The sequence below is a fragment of the Flavobacterium aciduliphilum genome, assembly GCF_003268855.1.
Lineage (GTDB): Bacteria > Bacteroidota > Bacteroidia > Flavobacteriales > Flavobacteriaceae > Flavobacterium > Flavobacterium aciduliphilum.
The window spans coordinates 1-26,008 of the sequence record NZ_QLSZ01000016.1; the positions used below are offsets into that span (position 1 = coordinate 1).

Sequence of the window (26,008 nt, forward strand, 5' to 3'; positions counted from 1 at the left end):
TCAAAGAAATAGATTACACGGCAATAAAGAAATCAAACGGGGTATTGTTTGATGTAAAAGGAATACTAACTGAAACTATTGACGGAAGGTTGTAATGAAAAAAATACTTATAACAGGCGGGGCTGGTTTTATTGGTTCACATGTAGTAAGAAGATTTGTGAACAAATATCCGAATTATCATATATATAATCTAGATGCATTGACCTATGCGGGAAATCTGGAAAATATTGTAGATATAGAGCAAAAACAAAATTATACTTTTATTAAAGGAGATATTGTTGATGCAGATTTTATAAATACATTGTTTAAAGAACATCAATTTGATGGTGTTTTGCATTTGGCTGCAGAATCTCATGTAGATAGATCAATCACAGACCCATTAAGTTTTGTAAAGACAAATGTCATTGGAACGATGAATTTATTGAATGCAGCAAAAGAAATATGGAAAGGAAATTATGAAGGAAAGAGGTTTTATCATATCTCAACAGATGAGGTTTATGGATCTTTAGGAGAGACAGGTTTATTTACAGAAACTACCTCATATGATCCTAATTCACCTTATTCAGCTTCAAAAGCTAGTTCAGATCATTTTGTTAGGGCTTATGGAGAAACTTATGGTTTGCCATATGTTTTGACAAATTGTTCAAATAATTATGGACCCAATCATTTTCCAGAAAAATTAATACCGTTGTTTATTAATAATATAATTAATAAAAAATCACTGCCTGTTTATGGAGACGGGAAATATACAAGAGATTGGTTGTTTGTTGAAGATCATGCAGTTGCGATCGATCTAGTATTTCATGAAGGTAAAAATCATGAAACTTATAATATTGGAGGTTTTAATGAGTGGCAGAATATTGAATTGGTTAAATTGCTATGCAAACTGATGGATGAAAAATTAGGAAGAAAAGCAGGTGAGTCTGAAGAATTGATTACTTATGTGAAAGATAGACCAGGACATGATTTAAGGTATGCAATTGACGCATCAAAAATTAATAAAGAATTAGGATGGAAACCATCTGTTACATTTGAAGAAGGTTTAGAAAAAACCATTGATTGGTATTTGTCTAATGAAATTTGGTTAAAAAATGTTACATCTAGAGATTATAAAAAGTATTATGATAACCAATATAACATGTAAAAACCATCAAAAAAAACTTTTTTTATTGAAAATGTAATATTTTTAGTTTGTTTTTTTTGTTTTTTTAATAAAATTTTAAAAAAACAATGTTTTTAATTAGCTAATTTGCTTTATTATAGTTATTTTTGTACAAATTTATGTAAATATGAGAAAATTTATACTTTTAGGAGTTATTTTAAATGTTGTATTAGTTTTTGGTCAAACAAAAAAAGTCACAAAAGATTCAATTACCAATTCTTATAATAAATGGACTATTGAAGGAACAGTAGGTCAATTTAAAGGTGTTAATCCATACGCCGAGGGTTATTTTTCAAGTGATGCTAGTAAGTTCTTAGGAGGTGTGGATGTTAATAGTTTTTCTATTAGTGCTAGAAGAATGACAGGGGCTAAATTTGGATTTAGACTTGGTTTTCAATATGATCAATTGTCGAATATTAGTAGTAAAAGTTTGCCATTTAAAGTGCAACAAATTGGTGTAAAAATCGAAGGTGTTATTAATGCAAGCAGATTGTTTAATATTGAAAAACAAATGGGTAGATTTGGTTTGTTGTTACATGGTGGTTTGGCTGTTGATCAATTGCAGACTAAAACTCCAAACCCAATTAGTGATAAAAGCAATCCGAATTATTATTTACACAATAATTACAATAGTAAAGAGTTAAATGGAGGTTTGATAGTTGGAGTTACTCCACAGTATAGAGTTTTTGATAGATTGGCTGTTTTTGCAGATGTTACGGTACAGAATAATTACAGACAGCATTTGGCTTGGGATGGGAGTTATTCAGCTAGTTCAAATAATTTAAGAGGTCAATCAATAACAACTTCTTTTGGTTTGTCTTATGCTTTAGGAAGTGATAAGCTTCATGGGGATTGGTCGATCATCAAAAGTGAAGAACAAGAACAAATTGATAAACTAAACAAAAAAATAGGTGATTTAGAAAAGTTACTAAATGATACAGATAAAGATGGTGTTCCTGATTATCTAGACCAAGAAAATAATTCTGTTGCTGGTGTAGCAGTTGATTCAAGAGGTAAAATGGTAGACTTAAATAGAAATGGTGTTCCTGATGAAATTGAAAAATACATAACAAAAACTGTTAATAATGCTGTAGATGTTGAAGGTCCTGAAGTTAATAATTATTTAATGCAAAGTATAATTGACAATGGGTATGCTGCAGTTTTCTTTGATACTAATATGGCTACACCAAACTATTATTCTACAGAAGGACTTGATTTTATTAGAATGTATATGAAAGCAAACCCAGATGTATCGATTTTATTGATAGGTCATGCTGATCAAATAGGAAATAAATCTAAAAACATGACTTTGTCAGAAAATAGAGCTAAGGCTACAAAAGAAGTATTAGTTAAATCTGGAATTAGTGCTGATAGGTTAGTGATTCAAGCTGGAGGTGTTGATGATTCAGTAGATCCAACTTCAGAAAAAGCGAGAAGCCTTGTAAGAAAAGTAACTTTTAAAGTAATTAAAAAGTAAGAATAATATATTTTGATTAAGCCCTCTTTTTAAGAGGGTTTTTTTTTGTTTTTTAATTAGAAAATCTTAATTTTATCTTTATATAATCCTAAATTTATGAAAAGAAGAGTAATATTTTTATTATACATGTTGTTGTGTATAAATACAAATGCGCAAAATTATAGAAATGCTAAAGCGTATATAAATGATTTTGGTAAAAATGAATTGTTTGTTAAAGAAGCTTTGATGGAATATTCACGATCGATTATTGACTATAATCCTGAATATAGAACTGAGGATGAACTAGAGCGTATTTATAAAAAATTAGAAGAAATAAATGCAAATTTAGTAAAGAACGATATTGGGTTTAATGGTGATGTTGGGTTGAGAGATGAGTTTATGGAGCTCAATAATAAAACGATAGCTTTATTGAAAAATAAAACATTAAAATTAAATGATTATGGCTTTCAAAGTGATTTAGACTATGGTAATATATTGAAGAATTTTTCGAATAAAGAAATCGAAATAGCTAAATACTATTCTGATATTATTGAATATGAAAAATATAAAAAAGATTTTGGATTAAAATATAATTTAATTGTTAGGAATTATAGTGGTAAAAACGTTTTTGAATATGATGCTTATCAAAATTTAATATTTTATAAGTTGAATGTTTTAGATGAAAAGTTAATGAAGTTATACAAAATGAAGGATTTGGAGAAGCTTGATGAATGTTTGGTTTATATGAATACTATAATTAAGGAGTCCTACTATAAGACAAACCAAATGAAAGATGATTTTGCTGATAGGAGTTTAAATGATATTAATGTTGAGTTAATAGCTTTTTTTCAAAATCAAAATGATAACCTTAGAAATCTGTATTTCCAATATTACTCTCTAAGTGATGCACTTGAAAAACAAAAAAATGTTATTTCAAATTCTCAAGATGCTATGCAAATAGAGACTTATAATGAGTTGGTCAAAAAATATAACCTAGCAAAAAATATTTATTTTGATACTTTGTTTGATAATCAAGTGGCAAAAAAACAATTAATTGAAAGATGGTATCAAACAAATAGTTTGTTTTTGAAAAACAACATTATTTTCGAGGATATTTTTGAAAAATATGTTACTGAAAAAAAAGATTAATACTCTTTGATGTTAATTAAATCTAAAATGTTTTATTGATAATTAATTTTGTAAACTCATAACTAATCTTTGTTTGATGAATAATATATACATATATTTGTGAACTTTATAAAAAAAAGAAGTAACTAATGTGTTAACTTAAATGTATTTATAAAATAAACTCAACTAAATTCTAGCTTATGACCAAAAAAATACCTCGATGGGGAAAGTTTAAATGTCTTTGTTTTTACTTTTTTTTATTCTTATTGTCAACAAAAATCGTAGCACAGTGTCCAACGGTTTCTAATCCAAATCAAACATTTTGTAATACCCAATCGCCAACAGTTAATAATCTTGTAGCGACAAATAATGGTGGGGGTATAGTTTGGTATGCTACCGCTACTTCAACAACCCCGTTGACTTCTTCTACACCTTTAATAAATGGAGAAGATTATTTTGCCGATAGTTCTGCTGGCACATGTGGAACTAGACAACAGGTGATAGTCACGATTTATTCTGCGCCTACAGGACAAAATTTTCAAGGAGTTTGTGTTGAAAGCGCTAATCAGGCAACTATAAATTCTCTAATAGCTGTTGGGAATAATATTCAATGGTATACCGCTCCGTCTGGAGGTAATGCGTTGCCTAGTAATACAGTTTTGGTAGATAATACTATTTATTATGCAAGTCAAACAAATCCAAATACAGGTTGCCAAACTTCAAGATTATCTGTTTTTGTTAATGTTGGATTTGTACCAGTTCCAACTGGCGATTCTAATCAAATATTTTGTAACAATCCTTCTAATCCACCAACAGTTTCAAGTTTAAATGCTAGTGGAAACAATAATTGGTACGATTCTCCTACATCGGTGGTTCCTTTGGATTTAGCAACACCGTTAGTATCAGGACAAAGCTATTTTGCAACGACTGTGGACCCACCATGCGAAAGTTCAAATAGATTGGAGGTTGTTGTTACATTAATGAATCCAAATAATTCAGGGACTAATGGTTCTTTATCAATTTGTTCAAGTCAAATAGCAAGTAATCCTACAAGAAATTTATTTTCAATTCTTGGAGGAACACCTCAAACAAATGGAGTTTGGTCTGGTCCATTAACTACTTCTAATGGTTATTTAGGAACAGTCAATATTTCTTCATTAACTGCCGCTGGGAGTCCTTATGTTTTTTCTTACACTGTGAGTAATCTGGTTTGTGCTCCAAGTACTTCTACCGTAACAATAACCATTACACAAGAACAAGTTCCAACGTTTACAGCATTAGGGCCATATTGTCAGAATGCTACACCAGGAACCTTACCGTTAACTTCGAATAATTCAATAACAGGAACATGGTCACCATCCGTGATTTCGACAGCAACAGTAGGAACGCAAACATATACCTTTACACCAAGTGCAGGACAATGTGCAAGTGTAACCACAATGAATGTTACGATCAATGCGCCAACAGTTCCGATATTTACAGCATTAGGGCCATATTGTCAGAATGCTACACCAGGAACCTTACCGTTGACTTCGAATAATTCAATAACAGGAACGTGGTCACCATCCGTGATTTCGACAGCAACAGTAGGAACACAAACATATACCTTTACACCAAGTGCAGGACAATGTGCAAGTGTAACCACGATGGATGTTACGATCAATGCGCCAACAGTTCCGATATTTACAGCATTAGGGCCATATTGTCAGAATGCTACACCAGGAACCTTACCGTTGACTTCGAATAATTCAATAACAGGAACGTGGTCACCATCCGTGATTTCGACAGCAACAGTAGGAACGCAAACATATACCTTTACACCAAGTGCAGGACAATGTGCAAGTGTAACCACAATGAATATTACAATTAATTTACTTCCAGATGCAGGAACAAATGGTGTATTATCTATTTGTAGTAATGCTACACCACAAAATTTATTTACTTCATTAGGAGGTGCTCCTCAAACCGGTGGAGTTTGGACACCCACATTAGCTAGTGGTACAGGTGTATTTAATCCATCGGTTGATGCTGATGGAGTGTATACTTATACTGTAACTGGTATTTCTCCATGCGGTAGTGCTTCAGCTACAGTAACGGTAACAAAAACTCAAGCTCCAAATCCTGGTACAAATACTACCTTAAACTTATGTATAAATAGTTCTAGTGCTGATTTGTTTACCTCTTTGGGAGGAACTCCTCAAACAGGTGGGGTGTGGTCACCCGCTCTATCAAGTGGTACAGGTGTTTTTAATCCTTCAACAGATATGGCTGGATTGTACACATATACTTTAGCAGCAACAGGCGCTTGTCCAGCTCAAAGCGCATCAGTTAATGTTATTGTAAATCCATTACCAAATGCTGGAACAAATGGAACATTGTCAATTTGTAGCAATGCCACACCGCAGAATTTATTTGCTTCTTTGGGAGGTACACCACAACTTGGAGGAGTCTGGACCCCTGCATTAGCAAGTGGCACAGGTGTATTTAATCCTTCTGTAGATGCAGATGGAGTGTATACTTATACGGTAACAGGAATCGCTCCGTGTGGTAATGCTACTGCGACAGTTACTGTAACAAAAACACAAGCTCCAAATTCAGGAGTAAGTGGAACGCTTAATGTTTGTAGTAATGGTACATCACAAGATTTATATGCGTCATTAGGAGGATCACCTCAAGCAGGAGGAATTTGGTCACCATCATTATCTAGTGGAACAGGAGTATTTAATCCAACTGTTGATGCTGCAGGAGTTTATACTTATACAGTATCAGGTACTGCCCCTTGTTCAAGTTTAGGGTCAACAGTAACTGTTAGTATTTCACAAGCACCAAATGCGGGTACTGATGGTGTGTTAACTATATGTAGTAATGGAAAACCTAAAGATTTATTTTTATATTTAGGAGGAACTCCTCAATCTGGAGGAGTATGGTCACCATCATTATCTAGTGGAACAGGAATATTTAACCCAGCAGTAGATACAGCAGGAATATACACATACACTGTTGTTACGTCTTCTGCGTGCGTGCCAGGGCAAGCTACTGTAAATGTTACGGTTGACACAACTTGTCCAGCTATCGAAATTATTGCTCCTGATGGTTTCTCACCAAATGGAGATACAGTAAATGATGAGTTCGTAGTTCAAAATTTAGCCGACTTGTATCCAAACTTTACTTTGAAAATATACAATAGATATGGAAATGTGTTATATGAAGGCAACAGCTCAACACCAAATTGGAATGGAAAGGCCTCTCAAGGAATGACTATGGGTGAAGGATTAGCGCCTACAGGAGTTTATTTTTATGTTATTGAATTTAATGATGGTGTACGAAAACCTTTACAAGGAAGAGTTTATTTAAGCAGGTAATTAAGAAAAGTATGATTTTTATGAAAAATAATAAAATAAAATATTTGATTCAATTAAGTGCATTATTGGCTTGCTTTGTTGTTTCAGCTCAACAGAATCCACAGTTTACCCAATATATGTATAATATGAGTGTGGTAAACCCAGCTTATGCTACGGATGATTTAAATACAATTAATGTAGGTGGGTTTTATAGAGCTCAATGGGTAGGTGCTGTGGGTGGTCCTACTACAGGAAGTTTTTTTGCGCATAGTGCACTAGGAAAAAATGTTGAAGGAGGAATTTCTGTTGTACATGACCAAATTGGTGATGTTGTAAAAGAAAGCAATGTCTATGCTGATTTTGCTTATGTTTTACCTGTAAGTGAAACAAATAAATTTTCTTTCGGTATTAAGGCAGGGGCCACTTTTTTTAGTACTAATTTTAATGGATTTGTATATTCTGACCCATTACCTGATGCAGCATTTGCAAACAATTTAAGTAAAACCTTTCCAAATATTGGTTTAGGAACGTTTTATTTTGGAAAGAATTATTATGTTGGATTTTCTGCTCCAAACATTCTTAATTCAAAACACTTAGATAATAAAGATGGTATTGTTAGAACAGGATCACAAGAAATCCATTACTATCTTACAGGAGGATATGTTATACCAATCAATGAAAATCTTAAGTTAAAACCTGCATTGATGGCTATTGGAGTCTCAGGAGCGCCTGTGTCCATTGATGTGACAACAAATGTGCTTATAAACAATGTTTTTGAAGCTGGGGTCGGTTATCGAATTGGAGATTCAATGAATGCTCTCGTAAATTTCAAAGTGACACCTGCTTTAAGAGTGGGGTATGCTTATGATTATACATTGTCAAATTTGGGTAGATTTAATTCAGGATCTCATGAGATTATGTTATTGTTTGATCTTTTTAAATCAAAAAATATTAATGGTTATGACAAATCACCAAGGTTCTTCTAAAATTAATCCTATGAAAAATATATATAAAATTGTTTTTATTTGTTTCGTTTCTTTAAATTCTTTGGCTCAGGTTCCTACTTTAAAGAGAGCCAATAAATATTTTGCAAACAAAGCCTATTTAGATGCAGCGCAAATGTATTTGGCATTAAAACCTACTCAAGAGATATTACAAAATCTTGGGGATTGTTATTATTTCAATGGTCAATCTGATCAAGCAGTGAAATATTACGAACAAATAAATCCTCTTACCAAAAATAATGTTAAAGAAGATGTGATAATAAGATATGCAAATGCTTTAAAGGGTATAAATAATATCAAAAAAGCAGATGAAATTATGACAGCTTTTTTTGGAAAGTCATATAATACATTAAATTATATCTCTGAATTGCAATATACCGTTCCGTTCGACTATGAAATAAAATCTGTTGCAAAAGATAATGTCAATTCAGGTAATTTTGGTTTAGTATTTTGGGGAAATAAAGTTGTTTACGCTTCCTATCAAGCCAATAGTAAAAAGACTTATAACTGGAATCAAAAGCCTTATTTAGATTTGTATGAAGCAACGCTGTCAAAAGAAGGGCTTTTGGAAAATGTTAAGCCTTTTTCAAATGTAATAAATACTAAAACACATGAAAGTAATGCTACTTTTACTCAAGATGGTAAAACTATGTATTTTAGTAGAACAAACAGTAAAAGAGTGAAAGTTGATGGAGAAAAAATTGCTACTGTAAAAATTTTTAAAGCTGAGTATGTTAATAATGAGTGGATTAATGTTTCAGAAGTTCCTTTTTCAAGTGATACTTATAGCGTTGAGCATCCTTGTTTGAGCGCAGATGGGAAAAAACTATATTTTGCAAGTGATATGCCTGGAACAATTGGTTCTATGGATATTTATTATGTAGATGTTAATGCCGATGGTACGTATGGTAAACCGCAAAATCTGGGTAATACAGTAAACAGTATTTCTAGAGAACAATTTCCTTTTATTTCTGAAGAGGGGACGTTATATTTTTCTTCAGATCGTTATGAGGGGTTGGGAGGATTGGATATTTTTATGAGTAAAAATAGAAATAACACGTTTGAAACTCCAATTAATTTAGGATCTACTATCAATAGTGCTAAAGACGATTTTGCTTTTGTTTTAAAAAATAAATCGCAAGAGGGAAATTTTTCTTCAAACAGAGGTGAAAAAGATGATATTTATAGCTTTACAAGAAAAGAAAATGAAAAGCAATATTTTGTTGAAGGGTTTATAAAAGATAAAAAAACAAAAGAAATATTGCCAGGTAGTAAAGTGTCTTTGTATGATGAAAACAATAAATTAGTAAGCAGTATTGTTGTTGGGTCAGATGGTAAATATTTTTTAAATACGAAACCAAATCATAAATACAAAGTAGAGGCTACAAAAGATTTGTATATACCAAGTAGTGTGGATATTAGTACTGATTCTGAAGGTCAAGCTCGTTTTAGTATTGAAATGGAAATTCAATCCTTTAAAGATAAAGAAGAAGTAGTGGTTGAAAAAGAAGATGGACATGTTTATGTTGAATTAGAAAATATCTATTTTGATTTTAATAAATGGAATATAAAAGATAAAGCTTCCAAAACACTTGATGTTTTAGTGGATCTCATGAAAAAATACCCAACCATGGAAGTGCAAATAGGAGCACATACTGATTCAAAAGCTTCTGAGGAATACAATATGACGCTTTCCGAAAATAGAGCGAAAGCTACAGTAGATTATATTGTAAGCAAAGGAATAGAAAGTACTCGATTAACATATAAAGGTTTTGGTGAAACAATGCCTTTGGTAAATTGTGGTGACAAATGTACTGAAGCGGAATATGCTAAAAACAGAAGATGTGAATTTAAGATCATAAAATAAGAAATTTTTTACATAAATGAGAAAGTCGAAAGAAAACCCTTTCGACTTTTTTGTTTCTGCTCATGAAATAAGTGTGTTAATAAATGTTTTTTAAACAAAATATCAATACATTAAAAAAAATGTATATATTTGCACAGATTATAATAGCTAATGAGCTATTATTAGTTTCGTGTATAATTAAAAAAAACATAAGTCTATGAGTATGATTTTTACCTTTAACAAATTAAAAAAATCAAGTTTTTTGTTGTTCTTTTTGTTTTTCTTTTTGTTTTTCTGTAGTTCTATTAATGCAGCAACTTATTATTTGAGAACAGGAGGAGGAAATTGGAATGCGAGTACTACTTGGTCTTCAACTTCTAGTGCGGGTGCAGCATTGTCTTCGGGCTATCCAAATAGCTCTTCTGATATTATTATATACAATGGAACGAGCACTGCGTCTCCAATATTGACGGTTAATGTGGCAGCTTCTTGTGCTTCTTTTACCGATTCTAATACAGTGGCTCATACTCTAACTATAAGTATTTCATCTGGTATTACGTTTGCAGTTAGCGGGGATTTTGGAATTACAGGAACCGTTAATATAACAAAAACATTGACACTTTCAGGAAGCGGTACGTTGACTGTAGGAGGTAATATTAATATTGGGACAAGTGGATTGTCTCCAACAACAACTGCAAAATTCACAAAAATTAATTTCCAAGGACCTGCTATTACTCTATCTGGAAATTTAAATATGTATAATAATATTAATGGCGGGAATAGTCAAGGAGCTTTTGTAACCCATTCTGCTGGTAAATTCTCTTTAATAGGAACTTCTGTAGCTTCTACTCCGGGAACAGGTGGGTCTGGTTATATTAATGCATATCAAACAGGAACAGGTTTGAGTGTTAATAATAAATATACAACTGCTACAGGTACAGCAATTGTAGAATTTTCACACGTAAATGACTGCCCAATTTATTCACAACAAGGGATAACGAATGCACCTGTTTTTACTGGTTCAGGATCAACAATAACTTATACAGGGACTGGTACGGCATCTACAATTTATGCAGCTTCATATTATAATTTAAAATTAAATAATCCTGCAGGGTCTAGTACTAATGGTTCTGTAACTGTTCAAAATAATTTGGATTTAGTTGCAGGAAATTTATCAATTGGAATTTATTCCTTCTCAATGAATTCTGTAAATGCTTCAGGTAATATGAATATTTCTAGTGGTAGTGGAGTTACAAGTTCGGGAGGTGTATTTACAATAGCTACGCCTACAAATATTACTTATAGTGGTTCTGTTACTGCAGCTGGAGTAGAATTGGTTTCTGGTACAACGATATTAAATACACAGATTAAAACATTGACATTGTCTAATACATCTAATTTTAATATAGGTACTACTGGTACTTCATTGTTTGTCACCGATTCTGTAACTATTTTGGATAATAGTTTTACTTGTGATTTAACATCTATAACATCACCAGCTATAACACTTTCTGGAAATGGTGCAACTTATAATTGTATTCTAAATGCTACTGGTGCTGCAGGGTTAACAATTAATGGTAGTTCTTCGATTAGTAGCTCAGTTACGGCAGCAACTATTACTTGTAATGCTACCACTACTTTGGGAAGTGATGCATCAGCTATTACAGTAACAACGTTAAATGTAAATGCTTCTACTACAATAAGTAATGATCAAAATATTAGCGGTACTTTAAATTTAGCGGCTAATCTAACTAATAATGGTATTCTAACGGTTCCTAATATTAATGTTACAAATAATTCTACACTAAATGGAAACGGAACAGGGATGATAAAATTAGGAACTTTGTTAAATGTTACATCTAGTAAGGTTTTAACAACGGGTGGAGATTTAACATTGGTCTCTGATGCAACAAATACTGCTCGTGTTGGTCAAGTAGATTCGGGAGCTATAGTAGGCGATGTAATTGTTGAACGTTATTTAAAAAATAGTAATAGATTATGGAGATTATTGACAGCTCCTGTTAAGGGATCTAGTAATAATTCTATATATTATAATTGGCAAAACAATGGTAATGTAGATGGTGAGCATGGAACAGATGTGTGGGGTCCAGTAGCAACTTATGATCCTGCAAGTAATGGAATGTATTATATTCCTATCGCCACTCATAATTTTAGAAAATATAACAATGGTTGGACTTCGATTAGTGATTCTATGACAGAACCATTGTTTAATAGTAATTCAAGTAATGCTTTCTTAGCATTTATCACTTATCCTGCAGGTTCCGCTGTTAATGTTGGTGGAGGTGCTTCAGGTGAGAATGTGGGGATTTCTGGATCTGGAAGTACAACTTTAGTGGCAAAAGGAAATTTGCTAACAGGTAATCAAACTTTTAGTGTTGGTTCAACTAATTATTTTCTAATAGGAAATCCATATGCTTCTCCTATAGATTTTTCAAATATAATTAGTGCCTCTGGTGATAATGGAAATACAATTGCTGAGAAAATATGGATAATGGATCCAAAGCTAGGTAATTTTGGTAATTATGTAACATGGGATCCAGCAGGTCTATACAATGATGCCACAGCACAAAATGCTTTAAATAATAACACCTTAATTCAAAGTGGACAAGCTTTCTTTGTAAAAGGGAAATCAGGAGCTTCAAGTTCTTCTTTTTTGATAAAAGAAACTAATAAAGCTTCAACGAATGTGAGTAATGTTTTTGGAAAAATGGCTAACATTGCCTACGAACGCATTAGAGTAAATGTGGATAAAGTAGAAAATGGTCTAGATGTACACAAAGACGCATGTGTTGTTACATTCTATCAAGGGGCATCTAATGCTGTCGATGAAAAAGATGTTCAAAAGTTTACCAATCCAGTAGAAACTTTAGCTTTTTTAAATGGTTCAACTTCTTTGTCTAGTGAGCATAGAGCTCCTATTGTTGATGCAGATGTGTTATTTGTTAAATTATCACAGGCAGTACAAAGTACTTACAAATTAAAAATATATACTGAAAACTTTACTTTTGCTGGTACGGCTTATTTATATGACTTGTTTTTAGGAACCAATGTGGCATTACCTCTAGACGGATCTGTTTTTGTTTACCCATTTGATGTAACTTCAGATGGAGCTTCCCAAGGAGCTCGTTTTAAAATTGTATTTGCTACAGCATTGTCAACAGTAAAAAATGAAAATCCTTACAGTATTGTAGCTTATCCAAATCCAACAACTAAAACTAATGGTATAAACTTAAACCTAGGTTCTTTGGAGTATGGAAATTACAACTACAAAATTGTAAATGTTTTAGGTCAGGTAGTTCAAAATGGAAGTTTTGACAAACAACAATTAAATCAAGAAGTAGCAATTAGCTTCAATAATTCAGTTAGAGAGGGTTGGTATGCTATTCAAATTTTAGATAAAAATACAACATTACAAACATTACCAATTCTTATTAAATAGTTTATGAAAAAATCGATTTTAATATTGTTACTATTATTAGCTCCGTTTGTTAATTCTTATTCTCAGGATCCAGGTTTTGGTGATGAAGGAGGGGGAGATGCACAAGATGCACCAGTAGCACCTATAGCAAATCACGTCAATGAAGGAATGATGGTAGGTGTTTTTATAGCAGGTTATTTCTTATATTTAAGAAAAAGAAAAACAGCTTAATTGTTATATAAAAAAAAGGGAGTTATTAAAATTAACTCCCTTTTTTTTATTTTCCAAAACGTAGACTTTGAACTATTCTTTTACTTGTATTCTCAAGAGGTTTGCCAATTTCTAAAGTATACAATTCTTGTCTAGCTTTAAGTTGTTTTCTGGGGTCATTTAAGTCTACTATAATAGCTTTCAATAGCTCTTCTTCTGATTTGACGATAGTTGTTGCTTGAGAATTCACTAGATATTGAATGTGTTTGTAGTTTAAGAAACGTTGATCGTCATACAATTTATTGTTTTTTGAACCGAATACTGGGTTAATTATTGGTTTATCAAAGGTAATAAAATCCAAACTCATTGTGGATAGCATGTTGATATTTAGATCGGAAAAATTTATTAAGGCTCTCAAATCAATAAGATCTTCTTTACTTGGAACACGTTGAGACCATAATTCGGGATGATCATTTCGTGTTAGGTCCCATTTTGGATAATTCCAAATGATATTGGAATAGGAATCCGCTATTTTTTTAAATCGAATAGGGTCTTCTGCGGGTGAGGTTCTCACTATAAAATTTACATCTGGAATGTCTTTTTTGCTAATAAAATTAGCGATAGTTTCGATGTAAAGCTCATCATTTTTACTGGTGGTAATGTCTCCACAACTAAAGCAGATTGTCTTTTTAGTTATATTGAGATTAAATTTTTTAAAAAATTCTTCTTTAGAAATAAAATAGCGTTCCAAGACATAAGGTTCAAATTGTGGTGTTCCAACCACCTCAATATTTTCTGGTTTGATGTTCGGATAAAATTCAATTAATTCGTTTTTCATTAACTCACTCCAAACTAAAAAATAGTCAAAATTAGCGGCCATTCTTCCTTTTGATGCAATATTATCCCAACTAAAAATAAAACTAGCAGTTGGAATTTTTAATTGCTCTGCTTCGTAAGCAATGGGTGCTATAAAAATAGGACGTTGATGTGTAAAGAATAACAAATCAAAACTTTCGGCGTTTAAGATTTTCTTATAATCCCTGGTGATTTTTTTATGCTTAAAGGATAAACATTGCAAGAAAAAAAAACGATTTATCCAAATTTCACTATGTAAATAATTGGTCAAAAAATAGATGAATCTTGTACTAAAACCTCTAATGTTTTTGGCTTTTGATTTATTGGCTAAAAAATTGTCGTAAATCCCAAAATTTTTATTTTTATGTAATTGTAAATGAGCGACTTCTTTTAATTTTCTAAAAAACCAATTTAGATAATTCTCTTCAAAGATGTCTAATTCAATAATTTTTATATTGTCACATTCAGATGAATATACTTGAGCTGGAATACATGATAGGATAACAACTTCTTGAAAATTTTTTTTGGCCTCCGAAATAAAATCGCTGAGTACAAAATTTCTATAACCAACTCCATCGGTGATGACAATGCCTATTTTTTTCATTCTTACTTTATCATTAATGTATTAATCCATTGCCAAATATAAAAACTATTTGCTTGATCACCTCTACAATAAGTATCCCATAACCGTAACACTTCTTTCTTGTTCACAAAGTCTAAATTACTAAAAAGTATTATTTTTTCTGTGAAGTAATCTTTCAATTCGTTAGAAATCCATTCTCTTTGAGGGGTTTGGACCGCTCTTTTTGGAGCCAGTGCTATTTGTTTTCCAAGGCTTTCTTTAACAAGTGCTCTCAAAAGCCATTTAGACTGACCTTCATTAAATTTTAATTTTTTGGGTTGAGCAAAAGCCAATTCAACCAAACGATAATCTAAAAAGGGTTCGCGTAATTCTGTGCTCGACATCATGCTGATTCGGTCATTAAAGCGAAGTGCTCTTGGAATTTTTGTATAAAAAAGATCGCGATATTGCAGGTTTTGGAGCCTATTATCAAATGGAGTTTCATAGTTTTCTTTTTCCGCATGTCGCAAGAAATCTTCTGTAATTGCGTTTGGCTGGCAGGGAGAAGAATTGTTTAAACCTTGAATTACAGCATCATTCTCACGTTGATAGTAATCATAACCCGCCCAAGCCTCGTCCATACCTTGTCCATCTAAAAGGACTTTGATTCCTTTTTTTTGTGCTTCATTAAATAATAAACTATAAGCTATGGTTGGAAAGCCTCCGTAGGGCTCATCTTGAAAATAACCTACTTTTTCTATTAAATTCGGGAGGTCATTATAATCAAGTAAGACTTTATTCAATGGATATGGCGTTGTTTTTATCAATTCATAGACCCAAGGTAATTCATCATAATTTGGATCATTTGAATAAAAAGTAAAGGATTCTATGGTTTCATCTGAAGGTAAATTTTGAGCAACGAAACGGATTAAAGTTGACGAATCTAATCCACCACTAACATTCATCCCTAGAGGAACATCAGCACGAAAACGCAACGAAACGGAATCTTTTAATAATTCGGAATACGTTTTCATTAAATCATCTTTATGAAGCGAAGGCTTTTCAAAAATGTTTTGCTCAAAGTGATACCATTTTACTTGTTTCACCGCATCGGAATTCATGGGCTGGTTGACCCTAATTTCGATATAATGTCCAGCTTTTAATTGTGATATGGCTTTGTAAAAAGTCTCATTTGGTAGGCCGTAAGTCCCATATTTATAATAATTTGCCCAGACTTTTAAATTTTTGTTTTTAGGTATAGAAGCTTGAAATAACGTTTTGATTTCACTTGTAAAAAAGAATTGCTCTTCATAAAAAGTAAAATAAAAAGGTTTGACGCCAAATCGATCGCGAGCCGCAAACAATTTGTTGTCGTTTTTATCCCAAATCGCAAAACTAAACATCCCGTTTAATTTGTCAACCATTTTTGTTTTCCACTTGCTATAAGCGGCTAATAAAACCTCAGTATCTGAGGTGGTAGTGAAATAATAATCACTTTTCAAAATGTCTTTTAGTTCGAGATAATTGTAAATTTCCCCATTAAAAACAATGCAGTAATTTCCACATTGACTTTCCATAGGTTGGTTTGCTGCAGTGGATAAATCAATAATGCTTAGACGATTATGTCCAAGAAATACCGAGTCCTTTTCCCATACATTCATAGCATCAGGGCCACGATGTTTTTGCGCTTCAAGCATCTTTTGAAGTAGCTTCGAATTGTTTGGGTTCTTACCTAAAATTCCAGCGATTCCACACATTTTATAATAAATGTTTTATTTTGTGTATGTGTTCTTCAGCCCTCTGCCAGTCTAATGGAGTATCAATATTCGTATAAAGTAGAGGATTACTTTCAATATAACTTAGTTGATTTCCATAAAAGGTACCTTTCTTGATAAAATTCACTTTAGTAAGATATATTGATCCGTCTCTAAAATAGGTCTTTGGTAAGTCTTGTCTTCTTTTAATGATTTCATTTTCTCCAGTAGCAATCGTTAAAAAACCGTTAGAATCTTTTTCAAACGTCCAATGAGGATTGTATTCATCAGGAACAGGTAATACAGAAACCAAGGCATCAGCTGCTTGTTGTGAAAATTTAGAAATAGCACTTTCAATAAACCTTTTTTCACGAAATGGAGCTGTAGGTTGCAACAAACAAACCGCATCAAAGAAGGTGTTTTTTTCTTCAAAATAGCTAATCGCATGTTGGGCAACAGTAATGCTAGACGCCGTGTCTGATGCCAATTCTTTTGGCCTCAAAAAAGGAACTTCAGCACCATAATCCTTAGCAATTTCAGCAATTTCTACAGTATCTGTAGAGACAACTATTTTGGTAAAACAATGACTTTCAAGAGCTTGTTTTATTGTGTAAGCTATTAAAGGTAGCCCATCAAGTAATTTAATGTTTTTGTTGGGAACGCCTTTTGAACCCGAACGAGCTGGAATGAGTGCTAGTATTTTCATTAATACGTAATCGTTTTATGAAATTGTAAAGGAACTTTAGCAAGCAAATGCGCAATAGTACTACCTGCTGTTCCCCCTCCGTATATTGAAGAAGAAGCTACTTTTCCGGATTGGGCTATTTTTTGTACTGCTTTACAAATGGCCTCTTTGTTATAATCAACATCAATAACATTATTTCCGCGATCTCTTTTGTGTTGTCTGGTTCCAATATTAACCACAGGAACCCCAAGAAAAGCGCATTCTCGTATGCCAACACTTGAGTTTCCTATTAAGGCCTTAGCATTATTGAGCAATACTAAAAAATCATCCCCTTCCATGTTTTTAAAAAAATGTACTTTTTTTAATTGGTATTTTTCTCTAAAACTACGTATTCCATTGGATGTACCATCTGCTCCTGCATCTACATTAGGCCAAAACCATATAGTGGGAAGATCTAATGCTTCAACCGCTCGAAGTGTTTCTAAAATATGTTCTTTAGATTTTTCATATTCATTCGTAACGGGGTGTTGCATCACAACTAAATAGCCTGAGTTTAAATCGGGTGTAGCTCCAACACCTCCATATTTATCATAGGGATTAAAATCCAATCCCTTTCTTTTGGTTACCAAATGAGCAATATCTATCGAAGGGCAACCCGTGTTGAAAACAACACTAGGATCTTCGCCTAATTTTAATATACGTGTTCTGGCGCTTTCAGAAGCAACAAAATGGTAATCTGCTAATTTTGTAATAGAATGTCTCACTTTTTCGTCAATATTTCCTGTAACTTCTCCGCCTTGAATATGTGCCAAAGGGATATTCATGTAAGAAGCAGAAATAGCGGTAGCCATAGTTTCAAAACGATCTGCAACGGTAACTACAATATCAGGTTTTAGGTTGTCGAATATCGTAGAAATTTCTAAAATTCCTATCCCAGTAGTTTTGGCAGCCGCAGTTAAATTTTCGCCCTCTAATACATTAAAAACTTTTGCATCAATTTTAAATCCATCTTTTTCAATGTAATTCACAGCAGAACCATAGCGATCCAATAATGCTGATGCAGCAACGATTAACTGTAATTCTAAATTGGGATGGTTTTGAATGGCCTGCAATACCGTTTTGACCCTACTATATGAGGGTCTAGCAGTAATTACAACAGCTATTTTTCGTTTATTCATTGCAAATCATTTTCATTAATGAAATCCCACTGATTTTTGTCAAATATAAGCTTTTTACCTATTACATGTTCAAAGTGAGAAGCCGGAATACCATAGCCTTTAGGTTTTTTAGCCTCTAAATCGTTGAAAGTAAGGATATGTCCTTTTGGTAAGGATTTGTTTACTGCGAGCGATTTTTCAAAAATTTGTTTGAGTTCTTGAAATTCCGTTATAGATTTTTTATCAATAGGATTTTCAGTGGCTTTACGAATGGCTCTTACTCCATTCACCAAATCATTTACTTCATTAATTTCTAAAGAAGATAACGAATCTGGTCCAAATTGTCTTCTGTCAAATACGACATGGAATTCCAAAAGCGTTGCCCCTAAAGCAGTTGCTGCAATACATGGAGCTATTTTTCCTGAATGATCTGAAAATCCAATAGGAACTTGATATCTATCTTTGAGTTCTTGGATAATGTTCAAACCATACTGTTCGGGTTGTGTAGGATAGGATGTCGTGCACTGCATTACGCTTAATGCTACTTCGCGTTTTTTTAAAAAATCAACAGCCACATCGAGTTCTTCAAGGCTACTCATTCCTGAAGAGAGAATTACAGGTTTTTTAGTCTGTGCAATTTTTTCAAGCATAAGAAAATTTGAAACTTCCCCTGATCCAATTTTATATTGTGTTACCCCAATTTCTTCCAACCAATCAACTGCAAGATTACTAAAAGGAGAGCATAGAAATTCAAGATTTACAGCTTCACAATGTGCTTTAATTTCTCTCCATTGCTCTAATGTAAAACTCATTCTTTTCCAATAATCAAAACGAGTGTGGTCTTCATACGAAAATTTTACCCGAAAAGGTTCATATTCGCTACTTTCCGCATCAGGAATATGCATTTGAAATTTTATAGCATCAATTCCAGAAGGAGCCAAAGCATCAATATAAGAATGAAGCATCCCCAAACTTCCTTCATGGGCTTGTCCTATTTCGGCTATGATATATACACTGGGTCTCATGGTTCTATTTTTTAGATCTTTTAGTCTGAGCTATTCAAACATAGTTTGGCATTTGTAATTATTTCATTCATTCCCTCATTCCAACTTTTGGAAGTATACAAATTAGTATCAAAGTTATTTTGTTTGATTGGATGATCTATGTATTCTAAAATTGCATTTTCCCATGATGAAACAACATGTGGTTCTTCAATGAGTTGTCCAAAAGCCCCATATTGAAGAACTTCAGGTACACCGCCCATAGCAGATGCGATGCAATAATTGCCACAATGAAGCGCTTCGATTAAACTCATGCCAAATCCCTCTTGACAAAGAGTAGGAAAGAGGTAACAATCCGAAACTTGTAAAAATTCAGGCAATTCATTGTTTGGAATTTTCCCGAAAAAGGTAATACCTTCTTGACTTGCCTTTTTTTCTGTTCCAATTACCCATAATTCAATAGCTGCTCTTTTTTTAAAGACTCTTTTCCAGGCTTCTAAAATAATATGTAACCCTTTTTTAGGGCGATCTTGTGCACACCAAACAAAAATAATTTTATCTGAAATTCCTTTTTGTATTCTTAAATGGTTCTTTAAGTTTTTGTCTAAAGCGTAAAACTTTGAGGTATCAATGCCGTTATGTAATATAGAAAAACGACAAGGTAGTTGATTGTAAAAGTTTTTATGCAATTGGTAGGAATCTTTTGTAAGCAGCACCATTTCATCTATGGATTCATAAAAAAATCTACTAGCAAAATCAGTATAAAAAGGAGTGTGCCCGTGATAAAAGAATTGAATATACCCGTTTTTTCGGATTCCTTTTGAGTTTAAAAAATGGATTAAGGGCTTGATAATCCCAAAATTATCAACGATTTGAATAATATATTTTCCCTCTCTTGGAAGAACTTTATCCAATGCTTTTAGGTATTTAAGTCGTATGTTTTTTAAAATTTTTGAAGCAATTTTAGTCGCTAACGAATTCTCAACGATAGTATACTCACAATTAGGGAATAATGCTTCGGGTTGTTCACAAACAATATAATCGATTTGATGCTCTTGTTCTATGTAATTTTTGTATAAAGTAGTCCAACTCCCAATTTTTGAATAGGGTAATGGGAAGGTTGATATGAGGATTACTTTACAGTTATTAGAATTCATACTACAATTTTTAGAAGCTAGCAATTAACCGTTCGATATTAAAATGAGACATGATTTTTTCATTCTCACTCAGTGGTTCCCCTCCATGAAGTAGTACCTTAGAAATAGCCTCAAAATCAGTCAACGGAGCTGAGAAAGAGTTATGTTCTTCACCACAAATAAAATTTATTTCAGAATGTTTTGGCCCAAAATGCATGATTGGTTTTTTAAAAGCGAGATATTCAGGAAATTTTCCGGGTAAAAAAGGACTAAAATTACCATCGTGTTCGATAATTAAAAGCGCTTTTGCAGCTTTACAAAGCATATTGATTTCATTATAGGGAACTCTCCTGTCAATTAAAATAACATCTTTAATACCTAAGAGATGTTGGTAATCGTAATTGATATTGCCCACGAAAAGTAATTTCAATTCTTGTGCGATTTTTTTGTCTTCCTTTAATTTAGAAAATGCTTGTATTAGGGTATCAATTTTTCGTGGAGGTAATATCGTTCCAGCATGAATAAAAAAATGATTACAGACAACGCCATACTCATTTAGTTTTTCTGTCTCAACAGGTATTTTTTTTACATCAATATTAGGCAGTAAATGCGGAAAAACAAATACTTTAGCATCCGAATAATGATAGAACTTTTGCATGTGATGGGCCAGTAATGTTGAAGGAAACCACAAAGTATCGTATTGTTCAAATACTTTTTGATACAGTTCCAATTCAGCTTTCGTTTTTTTAGTCTCTTCAGAATAATACGGATATGGGTATACTTGAGAAGGATAGGGATCATGAATATATCCCCATAATTTAGCTTTCATAGAAAATTCGCTTAACACACGATGTGCAATAAAAAAATCGCCCCCACCAAACGCAATAACATAGTCATACGAATTAAAATTGATTTTTTTAATCAATTTTCTGAAAGCAAGCGTTCGGATTATTTTGTCATATCGGAATTTTAAAGTGGCAAAAATTCGTTTTCCACCTCTACTTCGGCATACATCGTATAAAAAAGGTTTTTGAGTTACCCAAATATTTTGAATATTGTGTTCAAAATTAAATACTGCCATCCATTCTGTGACCACATCAACATGATGTTTTCTAGATAATTCTTCAACTACTTTAGCCGTGATTAAAGAACAAGAATATTTGTCTTTTACTATTTCGGTAGAAACAATTAGAATTTTTTTCATATACTCGATTTAGCCAAAGGGTTTTCTAGTCTTCAGGTTTTAGGTGCTGTTTTATCCAAGCCACAGTGTTTATAATGCCTTTTTCAAAATTATAATCGGGTTGATATCCTAACAAAGATACTGATTTTGAAGTATCTGATTTTCGATGGTTAACTTTATCCCAATTTCTCGGTTTTGTATATACAATTTCAGAATTCGACCCCGTGTATTTTATAATCGTTTCAGCCAAATGTTTTATTGTGATGGAGTTGCCAGTTCCTCCATTAAATATTTCAGCTTTAGAATAATCAGACTCTGCCAATTTCACTAACAATGAAACGGTATCTAGTACATAAGTAAAATCCCTAGTTTCTTCTCCAGAGCCAGTGATAAAAATAGGTTCGTTATCTAGGGCTTTTTTTATGAAATTTGGAATGACATTTCTGTAAGATCCAGGCATTTCTCCTGGACCAAAGCTATTAAAAATGCGAATGACAACAGAGGGAATTTTTTGAATTTCAGAATAGTATTTACAATACAATTCGCCAGCATACTTGTTGATAGCATAAGGTGTGTCATAAGGTGTAATCGAATCGTTTTCATTCATCAAGAGAGCATTTCCATAGACACAACTCGAACTGGCATAAATAAATTTTTTAAGTTCAGGGTTTCTTTTTTGAGTTTCTAAAATGTTGATTATTCCTATGATATTGGTGTTCACATCAGAAATTGGGTGATCGACTGAATTTTGATTGGCAAAATGTGCCGCTAAATGAAAAATATAATGGGGTTTATAATTTTCAAAAAAAGAATTAATTTTTTCCGTATTGCTAATATCTAAATAAGAAAAAATGACATTAGGAACGTTTACATTTGAAATCCCAGCGCTTAAATTGTCTACAACATGTATTTCACAAGTATATGTTGATTGTAGGTATTGAATTAAGTTGAGCCCTAAAGCACCAAATCCGCCTGTAATTAATATTTTTGAATTGTGTAATGTCATGTTGATAAAATAAGTACAAATTACGCAAAAGAATAAATGATTTACAATTTAATATCGATGATTTTACCTGCAAAAACTCTTTTATGTCTTTCGTCATTGTTAGAAATAGTAATTGGATAAAAAGGTGTTGCAAGTGCAATATCTTTACCAGAAAGCAAAGTTGCCCATACTTTTACTTGAAGCGAATACACCCCAGAATTTAAAGAAGAACTATCCAAAGCTAATTTTTTTATAATGCTTTCCTCTTTCTTTAATTTGTGTTCGTGAAGCATAATCTCATTTCCAGTATAATCAATCAATTTAATAAAAAAAGAACCATCATAAATAGCATAATCTTGATGCGAATAGGTTTGAAAAACAATAGTATTATCAACCAATTCGAATTTTAAATCTAGACCTGTATTAGACAGAGAAGCATCGTTTACATAGGCTTCAATTATTTCGGCAGTTTTTCCAATTTTTTTTATTTCTCCATGATTTAATAACATGCTAGAATTACATAAAGTACTTACGGCTCTCATATCATGACTCACAAAGAGAACGGTTCTTCCTTCTCCTTTAGAAATATCCCCCATTTTGCCTAAACATTTCTTTTGAAATTCGGCATCGCCCACGGCCAAGACTTCGTCTACAATTAAAATTTCACTTTCAAGATGTGCCGCAACTGCAAAGGCTAGTCGTACATACATTCCCGAAGAATACCGTTTTACAGGAGTATCTATATAACGTTCTACTCCTGAAAAATCAATAATTTCGTCCAATTTCCTCGTAATTTCTTTTTTGCGCATGCCCAAGATTGCACCATTTAAAAAAATGTTTTCTCTTCCTGATAGTTCTGGGTGAAAACCAGTTCCTACTTCTAATAAGCTTGAAATACGACCTTTTATTTTTATTTCTCCTGTTGTAGGACTGGTGACACGTGATAGTAATTTTAATAAAGTACTTTTTCCGGCACCATTTTTTCCAATAATACCTACAGCATCTCCTTGATTGATTTCAAAATTGAGGTCCTTCAACGACCATACAATATCACTTTGACCTTTTGTACTTCGATCATTAGTTTCGCCTATTTTAAGAAAAGGGTCTTCTTTACCAAATATTTTTGTAATCACAAAACGCTCAATATCTCTCGAAATCGTTCCCGTGCCAATTTGCCCAATCTGATAGGCTTTAGATAAATGTTCTACTTTTATTATTGGTTTAGCCATTAGATTGTATCGACAAAGTTTTTTTCAGTTTTATTAAAAATAAGTATTCCTAAAAATAATATGATTAATGTGATGGTAGTTGCATAACTTATGGAGTATATAGAAAATTCGCCATGCCCCAATAAACACTTTCGAAAAGCTTCAATGATGTAGGTCATGGGATTCAATTCAATCAATCCAACCATCGGTTTAAATTTGGCTTTCACTTCACTAAGAGGATAGGTCACGGTTGTAGCATACATTAATAGCTGAACACCAAAAGATACTAAAAACGCTAAATCTCTATATTTTGTAGTCATTGCTGTGATAATAAGTCCCAGTCCTAATCCTAATAATGCCATTAGTAGTACTAAAAAAGGGAAAAAAAACATTGAGGGAGAAACAGTTATTGAACTTCCTGGGGTAGGAATGAAATAATAGTATAGAATCAAACCCATAAGTAACACAAACTGAACCCCAAAACGAACAAGATTACTCATCACAATACTTAATGGCATGATGAGTCTAGGAAAATAAACTTTACCAAAAATTCCAGCATTATCTTTAAATACGGTACTTGTTTTCAAAAGGCAATCAGAAAAATAATTCCAAGCGGTAATGCCACATAAAAAAAACAAGGGTTTAGGGATGCCATCGGTTTGAATTCCTGCCAGATTTCCAAAAATAAACGTAAACACTATTGTGGTGAAAATCGGCTGAATAAAAAACCAAAACGGTCCTAATATGGTTTGTTTGTAAAAACTAATAAAATCCCTTTTTACCAACAAAAGCAATAAATCTCTATAATGCCAAATATCACGAATATTTAAGTCAAATAAAGAAGATTTTCCTTTAATAATTAAATCCCAATAATGTTCTTCTTGATTGGATTTCATGCTTTGAAATAATTTAATAAGCTTTGTTTTTTTCATTGACTCACTAGAGGCAAATATAGTGATTTAACTATTTTCCGAGATTTTAATTTTAATTGTAATGAAAAAAAATACGGATAAAAAATTAAGCAAATTTTAAATAACGATAAAAAAGAGTACTTTTGCTCAAACCTAGAACGCAATACTAAAGCATGAAAGTAGTTTCGTTAGAAACGATATTTTAATTTAAAGTAGAACTATTTTGTTACATTTTTTTAAGCAAAAACCTTTTTTAGCCGATTTCATACCTCAAGGATATATTGATATTCATTCACATTTATTGCCAAATATTGATGATGGTGCTGGTAAGATTGAAGATACAAAAGAGTTAATTGAAGGATTAGAACAATTAGGTTTTTCAAAGTTTATTACAACCCCGCATGTGATGTCACAAGTTTGGAAAAACACCAAAGAGGGTATTCTCTCAAATTACAAAGATACTTTACATAAATTACCTTTTCAAGATTTTGATAAACGATTTAGGGTTGCAGCTGAATATATGATAGACAGTGAATTTGAATCTCGGTTCTCTAGCAAATCATTGCTAACTCTTAAGGAGAATTATGTTTTGGTAGAAATGTCCTATTTGACCCCTCCTGTGCAGCTTCATGAAATGTTATATGAACTTCAGAATATAGGATATAAGCCTGTTTTGGCGCATCCCGAGCGGTACAATTATTTTCATAATGCCTTAGCGAATTATGATGATTTAAAAGATAGAGGATGTTCTTTTCAAATAAATGCATTATCTACTGTGGGCTATTACGGTCAAAATATTACAAAAATAGCCGATTACCTACTTAAAAATAATCTAGTAGATTTTATTGGGTCTGATGTACATCACACGAAACATGTTGAAAGTTTCAAAAATCGAATTCAAATTAAAAATGAATTATTACTCAAAGAGGTTTTTTTGAATAATTCTTTTTTTGATTTTTAATTTTCAAGATTATATCATAGAAAA

19 protein-coding genes are annotated in these 26,008 nt (G+C 32.5%); 9 read left to right on the plus strand and 10 right to left on the minus strand.

Going from position 1 to position 26,008, the window contains the following annotated elements; translation table 11 throughout:
• Window positions 1-94: 94 nt before the first annotated feature.
• The 8 genes from rfbB to CLV55_RS12495 all read left to right on the plus strand — a co-directional run bounded on the left by rfbB (window position 95) and on the right by CLV55_RS12495 (window position 13,607).
• The gene (rfbB, locus tag CLV55_RS12460; RefSeq protein ID WP_112114130.1) at window positions 95-1,144 is read left to right on the plus strand and encodes a dTDP-glucose 4,6-dehydratase; all 1,050 of its coding nucleotides are present in this window, start codon (window positions 95-97) and stop codon (window positions 1,142-1,144) included.
• Between the two features lie 145 nt (window positions 1,145-1,289).
• Window positions 1,290-2,639, plus strand: a complete 1,350-nt coding sequence (locus tag CLV55_RS12465) for an OmpA family protein (protein WP_112114131.1) — start codon at window positions 1,290-1,292, stop codon at window positions 2,637-2,639.
• A 96-nt stretch (window positions 2,640-2,735) separates the two neighbouring features.
• Window positions 2,736-3,767 carry a hypothetical protein gene (locus tag CLV55_RS12470; protein ID WP_146739572.1) on the plus strand — a complete coding sequence of 344 codons (1,032 nt, stop codon included), beginning with the start codon at window positions 2,736-2,738 and terminating at the stop codon, window positions 3,765-3,767.
• Window positions 3,768-3,946: 179 nt separating this feature from the next.
• Window positions 3,947-7,108 (plus strand): gliding motility-associated C-terminal domain-containing protein, encoded by a 3,162-nt coding sequence (locus CLV55_RS12475; protein WP_112114133.1) that lies wholly within the window; start codon window positions 3,947-3,949, stop codon window positions 7,106-7,108.
• A gap of 20 nt (window positions 7,109-7,128) precedes the next feature.
• Complete coding sequence (locus CLV55_RS12480) at window positions 7,129-8,073, plus strand: PorP/SprF family type IX secretion system membrane protein (RefSeq protein WP_112114153.1); 945 nt, start codon at window positions 7,129-7,131, stop codon at window positions 8,071-8,073.
• 10 nt (window positions 8,074-8,083) lie between these two features.
• Window positions 8,084-9,958 carry an OmpA family protein gene (locus CLV55_RS12485; protein ID WP_211306497.1) on the plus strand — a complete coding sequence of 625 codons (1,875 nt, stop codon included), beginning with the start codon at window positions 8,084-8,086 and terminating at the stop codon, window positions 9,956-9,958.
• A 196-nt stretch (window positions 9,959-10,154) separates the two neighbouring features.
• A complete protein-coding gene (locus tag CLV55_RS12490) occupies window positions 10,155-13,397 on the plus strand; it encodes a T9SS type A sorting domain-containing protein (RefSeq protein ID WP_112114135.1) in 3,243 nt (1,080 codons plus the stop codon).
• 24 nt (window positions 13,398-13,421) lie between these two features.
• Window positions 13,422-13,607: a hypothetical protein gene (locus CLV55_RS12495; RefSeq protein ID WP_146739574.1), complete on the plus strand. Its 186-nt coding sequence runs from the start codon at window positions 13,422-13,424 to the stop codon at window positions 13,605-13,607.
• 46 nt (window positions 13,608-13,653) lie between these two features.
• On the opposite strand, the gene CLV55_RS12500 is transcribed toward CLV55_RS12495, so the two are convergent.
• Genes CLV55_RS12500 through CLV55_RS12545 form a run of 10 tightly spaced genes read right to left on the minus strand, consistent with a single transcriptional unit; the run spans window position 13,654 to window position 25,008 of the window.
• Window positions 13,654-15,045, minus strand: coding sequence for a hypothetical protein (locus CLV55_RS12500; protein WP_112114137.1), 1,392 nt, complete (start codon window positions 15,043-15,045; stop codon window positions 13,654-13,656).
• 2 nt (window positions 15,046-15,047) lie between these two features.
• Window positions 15,048-16,760, minus strand: coding sequence for an asparagine synthase (glutamine-hydrolyzing) (gene asnB, locus CLV55_RS12505; RefSeq protein ID WP_112114138.1), 1,713 nt, complete (start codon window positions 16,758-16,760; stop codon window positions 15,048-15,050).
• A gap of 1 nt (window position 16,761) precedes the next feature.
• Window positions 16,762-17,463, minus strand: a complete 702-nt coding sequence (locus CLV55_RS12510; RefSeq protein ID WP_112114139.1) for an acylneuraminate cytidylyltransferase family protein — start codon at window positions 17,461-17,463, stop codon at window positions 16,762-16,764.
• Window positions 17,463-18,620 (minus strand): UDP-N-acetylglucosamine 2-epimerase, encoded by a 1,158-nt coding sequence (neuC, locus tag CLV55_RS12515; protein WP_112114140.1) that lies wholly within the window; start codon window positions 18,618-18,620, stop codon window positions 17,463-17,465. Before neuC ends, CLV55_RS12510 begins: the two co-directional genes overlap by 1 nt.
• Window positions 18,617-19,624, minus strand: a complete 1,008-nt coding sequence (locus tag CLV55_RS12520; protein WP_112114141.1) for an N-acetylneuraminate synthase family protein — start codon at window positions 19,622-19,624, stop codon at window positions 18,617-18,619. The genes neuC and CLV55_RS12520 overlap by 4 nt, the downstream gene beginning before the upstream one ends.
• 20 nt (window positions 19,625-19,644) lie before the next feature.
• The gene (locus tag CLV55_RS12525; RefSeq protein WP_112114142.1) at window positions 19,645-20,757 is read right to left on the minus strand and encodes a glycosyltransferase family 4 protein; all 1,113 of its coding nucleotides are present in this window, start codon (window positions 20,755-20,757) and stop codon (window positions 19,645-19,647) included.
• Between the two features lie 10 nt (window positions 20,758-20,767).
• Window positions 20,768-21,940 carry a glycosyltransferase gene (locus tag CLV55_RS12530; RefSeq protein ID WP_112114143.1) on the minus strand — a complete coding sequence of 391 codons (1,173 nt, stop codon included), beginning with the start codon at window positions 21,938-21,940 and terminating at the stop codon, window positions 20,768-20,770.
• Window positions 21,941-21,965: 25 nt separating this feature from the next.
• The gene (locus tag CLV55_RS12535; RefSeq protein ID WP_112114144.1) at window positions 21,966-22,925 is read right to left on the minus strand and encodes an NAD-dependent epimerase/dehydratase family protein; all 960 of its coding nucleotides are present in this window, start codon (window positions 22,923-22,925) and stop codon (window positions 21,966-21,968) included.
• Window positions 22,926-22,966: 41 nt separating this feature from the next.
• Window positions 22,967-24,133 (minus strand): ABC transporter ATP-binding protein, encoded by a 1,167-nt coding sequence (locus tag CLV55_RS13025; RefSeq protein ID WP_245902729.1) that lies wholly within the window; start codon window positions 24,131-24,133, stop codon window positions 22,967-22,969.
• Window positions 24,133-25,008 (minus strand): ABC transporter permease, encoded by an 876-nt coding sequence (locus CLV55_RS12545; RefSeq protein WP_112114154.1) that lies wholly within the window; start codon window positions 25,006-25,008, stop codon window positions 24,133-24,135. The genes CLV55_RS13025 and CLV55_RS12545 overlap by 1 nt, the downstream gene beginning before the upstream one ends.
• A 238-nt stretch (window positions 25,009-25,246) precedes the next feature.
• On the opposite strand from CLV55_RS12545, the gene CLV55_RS12550 reads away from it, so the two are divergent.
• On the plus strand, window positions 25,247-25,984 hold the full coding sequence (locus CLV55_RS12550) for a tyrosine-protein phosphatase (protein WP_112114145.1): 738 nt from the start codon (window positions 25,247-25,249) through the stop codon (window positions 25,982-25,984).
• Window positions 25,985-26,008 lie beyond the last annotated feature (24 nt).

Coding starts and splice junctions, on each gene's coding strand:
- rfbB (WP_112114130.1), top strand. CDS start 95: ATGAAAAAAATACTTATAACAGGCGGGGCTGGTTTTATTGGTTCACAT.
- CLV55_RS12465 (WP_112114131.1), top strand. CDS start 1,290: ATGAGAAAATTTATACTTTTAGGAGTTATTTTAAATGTTGTATTAGTT.
- CLV55_RS12470 (WP_146739572.1), top strand. CDS start 2,736: ATGAAAAGAAGAGTAATATTTTTATTATACATGTTGTTGTGTATAAAT.
- CLV55_RS12475 (WP_112114133.1), top strand. CDS start 3,947: ATGACCAAAAAAATACCTCGATGGGGAAAGTTTAAATGTCTTTGTTTT.
- CLV55_RS12480 (WP_112114153.1), top strand. CDS start 7,129: ATGAAAAATAATAAAATAAAATATTTGATTCAATTAAGTGCATTATTG.
- CLV55_RS12485 (WP_211306497.1), top strand. CDS start 8,084: ATGAAAAATATATATAAAATTGTTTTTATTTGTTTCGTTTCTTTAAAT.
- CLV55_RS12490 (WP_112114135.1), top strand. CDS start 10,155: ATGAGTATGATTTTTACCTTTAACAAATTAAAAAAATCAAGTTTTTTG.
- CLV55_RS12500 (WP_112114137.1), bottom strand. CDS start 15,045: ATGAAAAAAATAGGCATTGTCATCACCGATGGAGTTGGTTATAGAAAT.
- asnB (WP_112114138.1), bottom strand. CDS start 16,760: ATGTGTGGAATCGCTGGAATTTTAGGTAAGAACCCAAACAATTCGAAG.
- CLV55_RS12510 (WP_112114139.1), bottom strand. CDS start 17,463: ATGAAAATACTAGCACTCATTCCAGCTCGTTCGGGTTCAAAAGGCGTT.
- neuC (WP_112114140.1), bottom strand. CDS start 18,620: ATGAATAAACGAAAAATAGCTGTTGTAATTACTGCTAGACCCTCATAT.
- CLV55_RS12520 (WP_112114141.1), bottom strand. CDS start 19,624: ATGAGACCCAGTGTATATATCATAGCCGAAATAGGACAAGCCCATGAA.
- CLV55_RS12525 (WP_112114142.1), bottom strand. CDS start 20,757: ATGAATTCTAATAACTGTAAAGTAATCCTCATATCAACCTTCCCATTA.
- CLV55_RS12530 (WP_112114143.1), bottom strand. CDS start 21,940: ATGAAAAAAATTCTAATTGTTTCTACCGAAATAGTAAAAGACAAATAT.
- CLV55_RS12535 (WP_112114144.1), bottom strand. CDS start 22,925: ATGACATTACACAATTCAAAAATATTAATTACAGGCGGATTTGGTGCT.
- CLV55_RS13025 (WP_245902729.1), bottom strand. CDS start 24,133: ATGGCTAAACCAATAATAAAAGTAGAACATTTATCTAAAGCCTATCAG.
- CLV55_RS12545 (WP_112114154.1), bottom strand. CDS start 25,008: ATGAAATCCAATCAAGAAGAACATTATTGGGATTTAATTATTAAAGGA.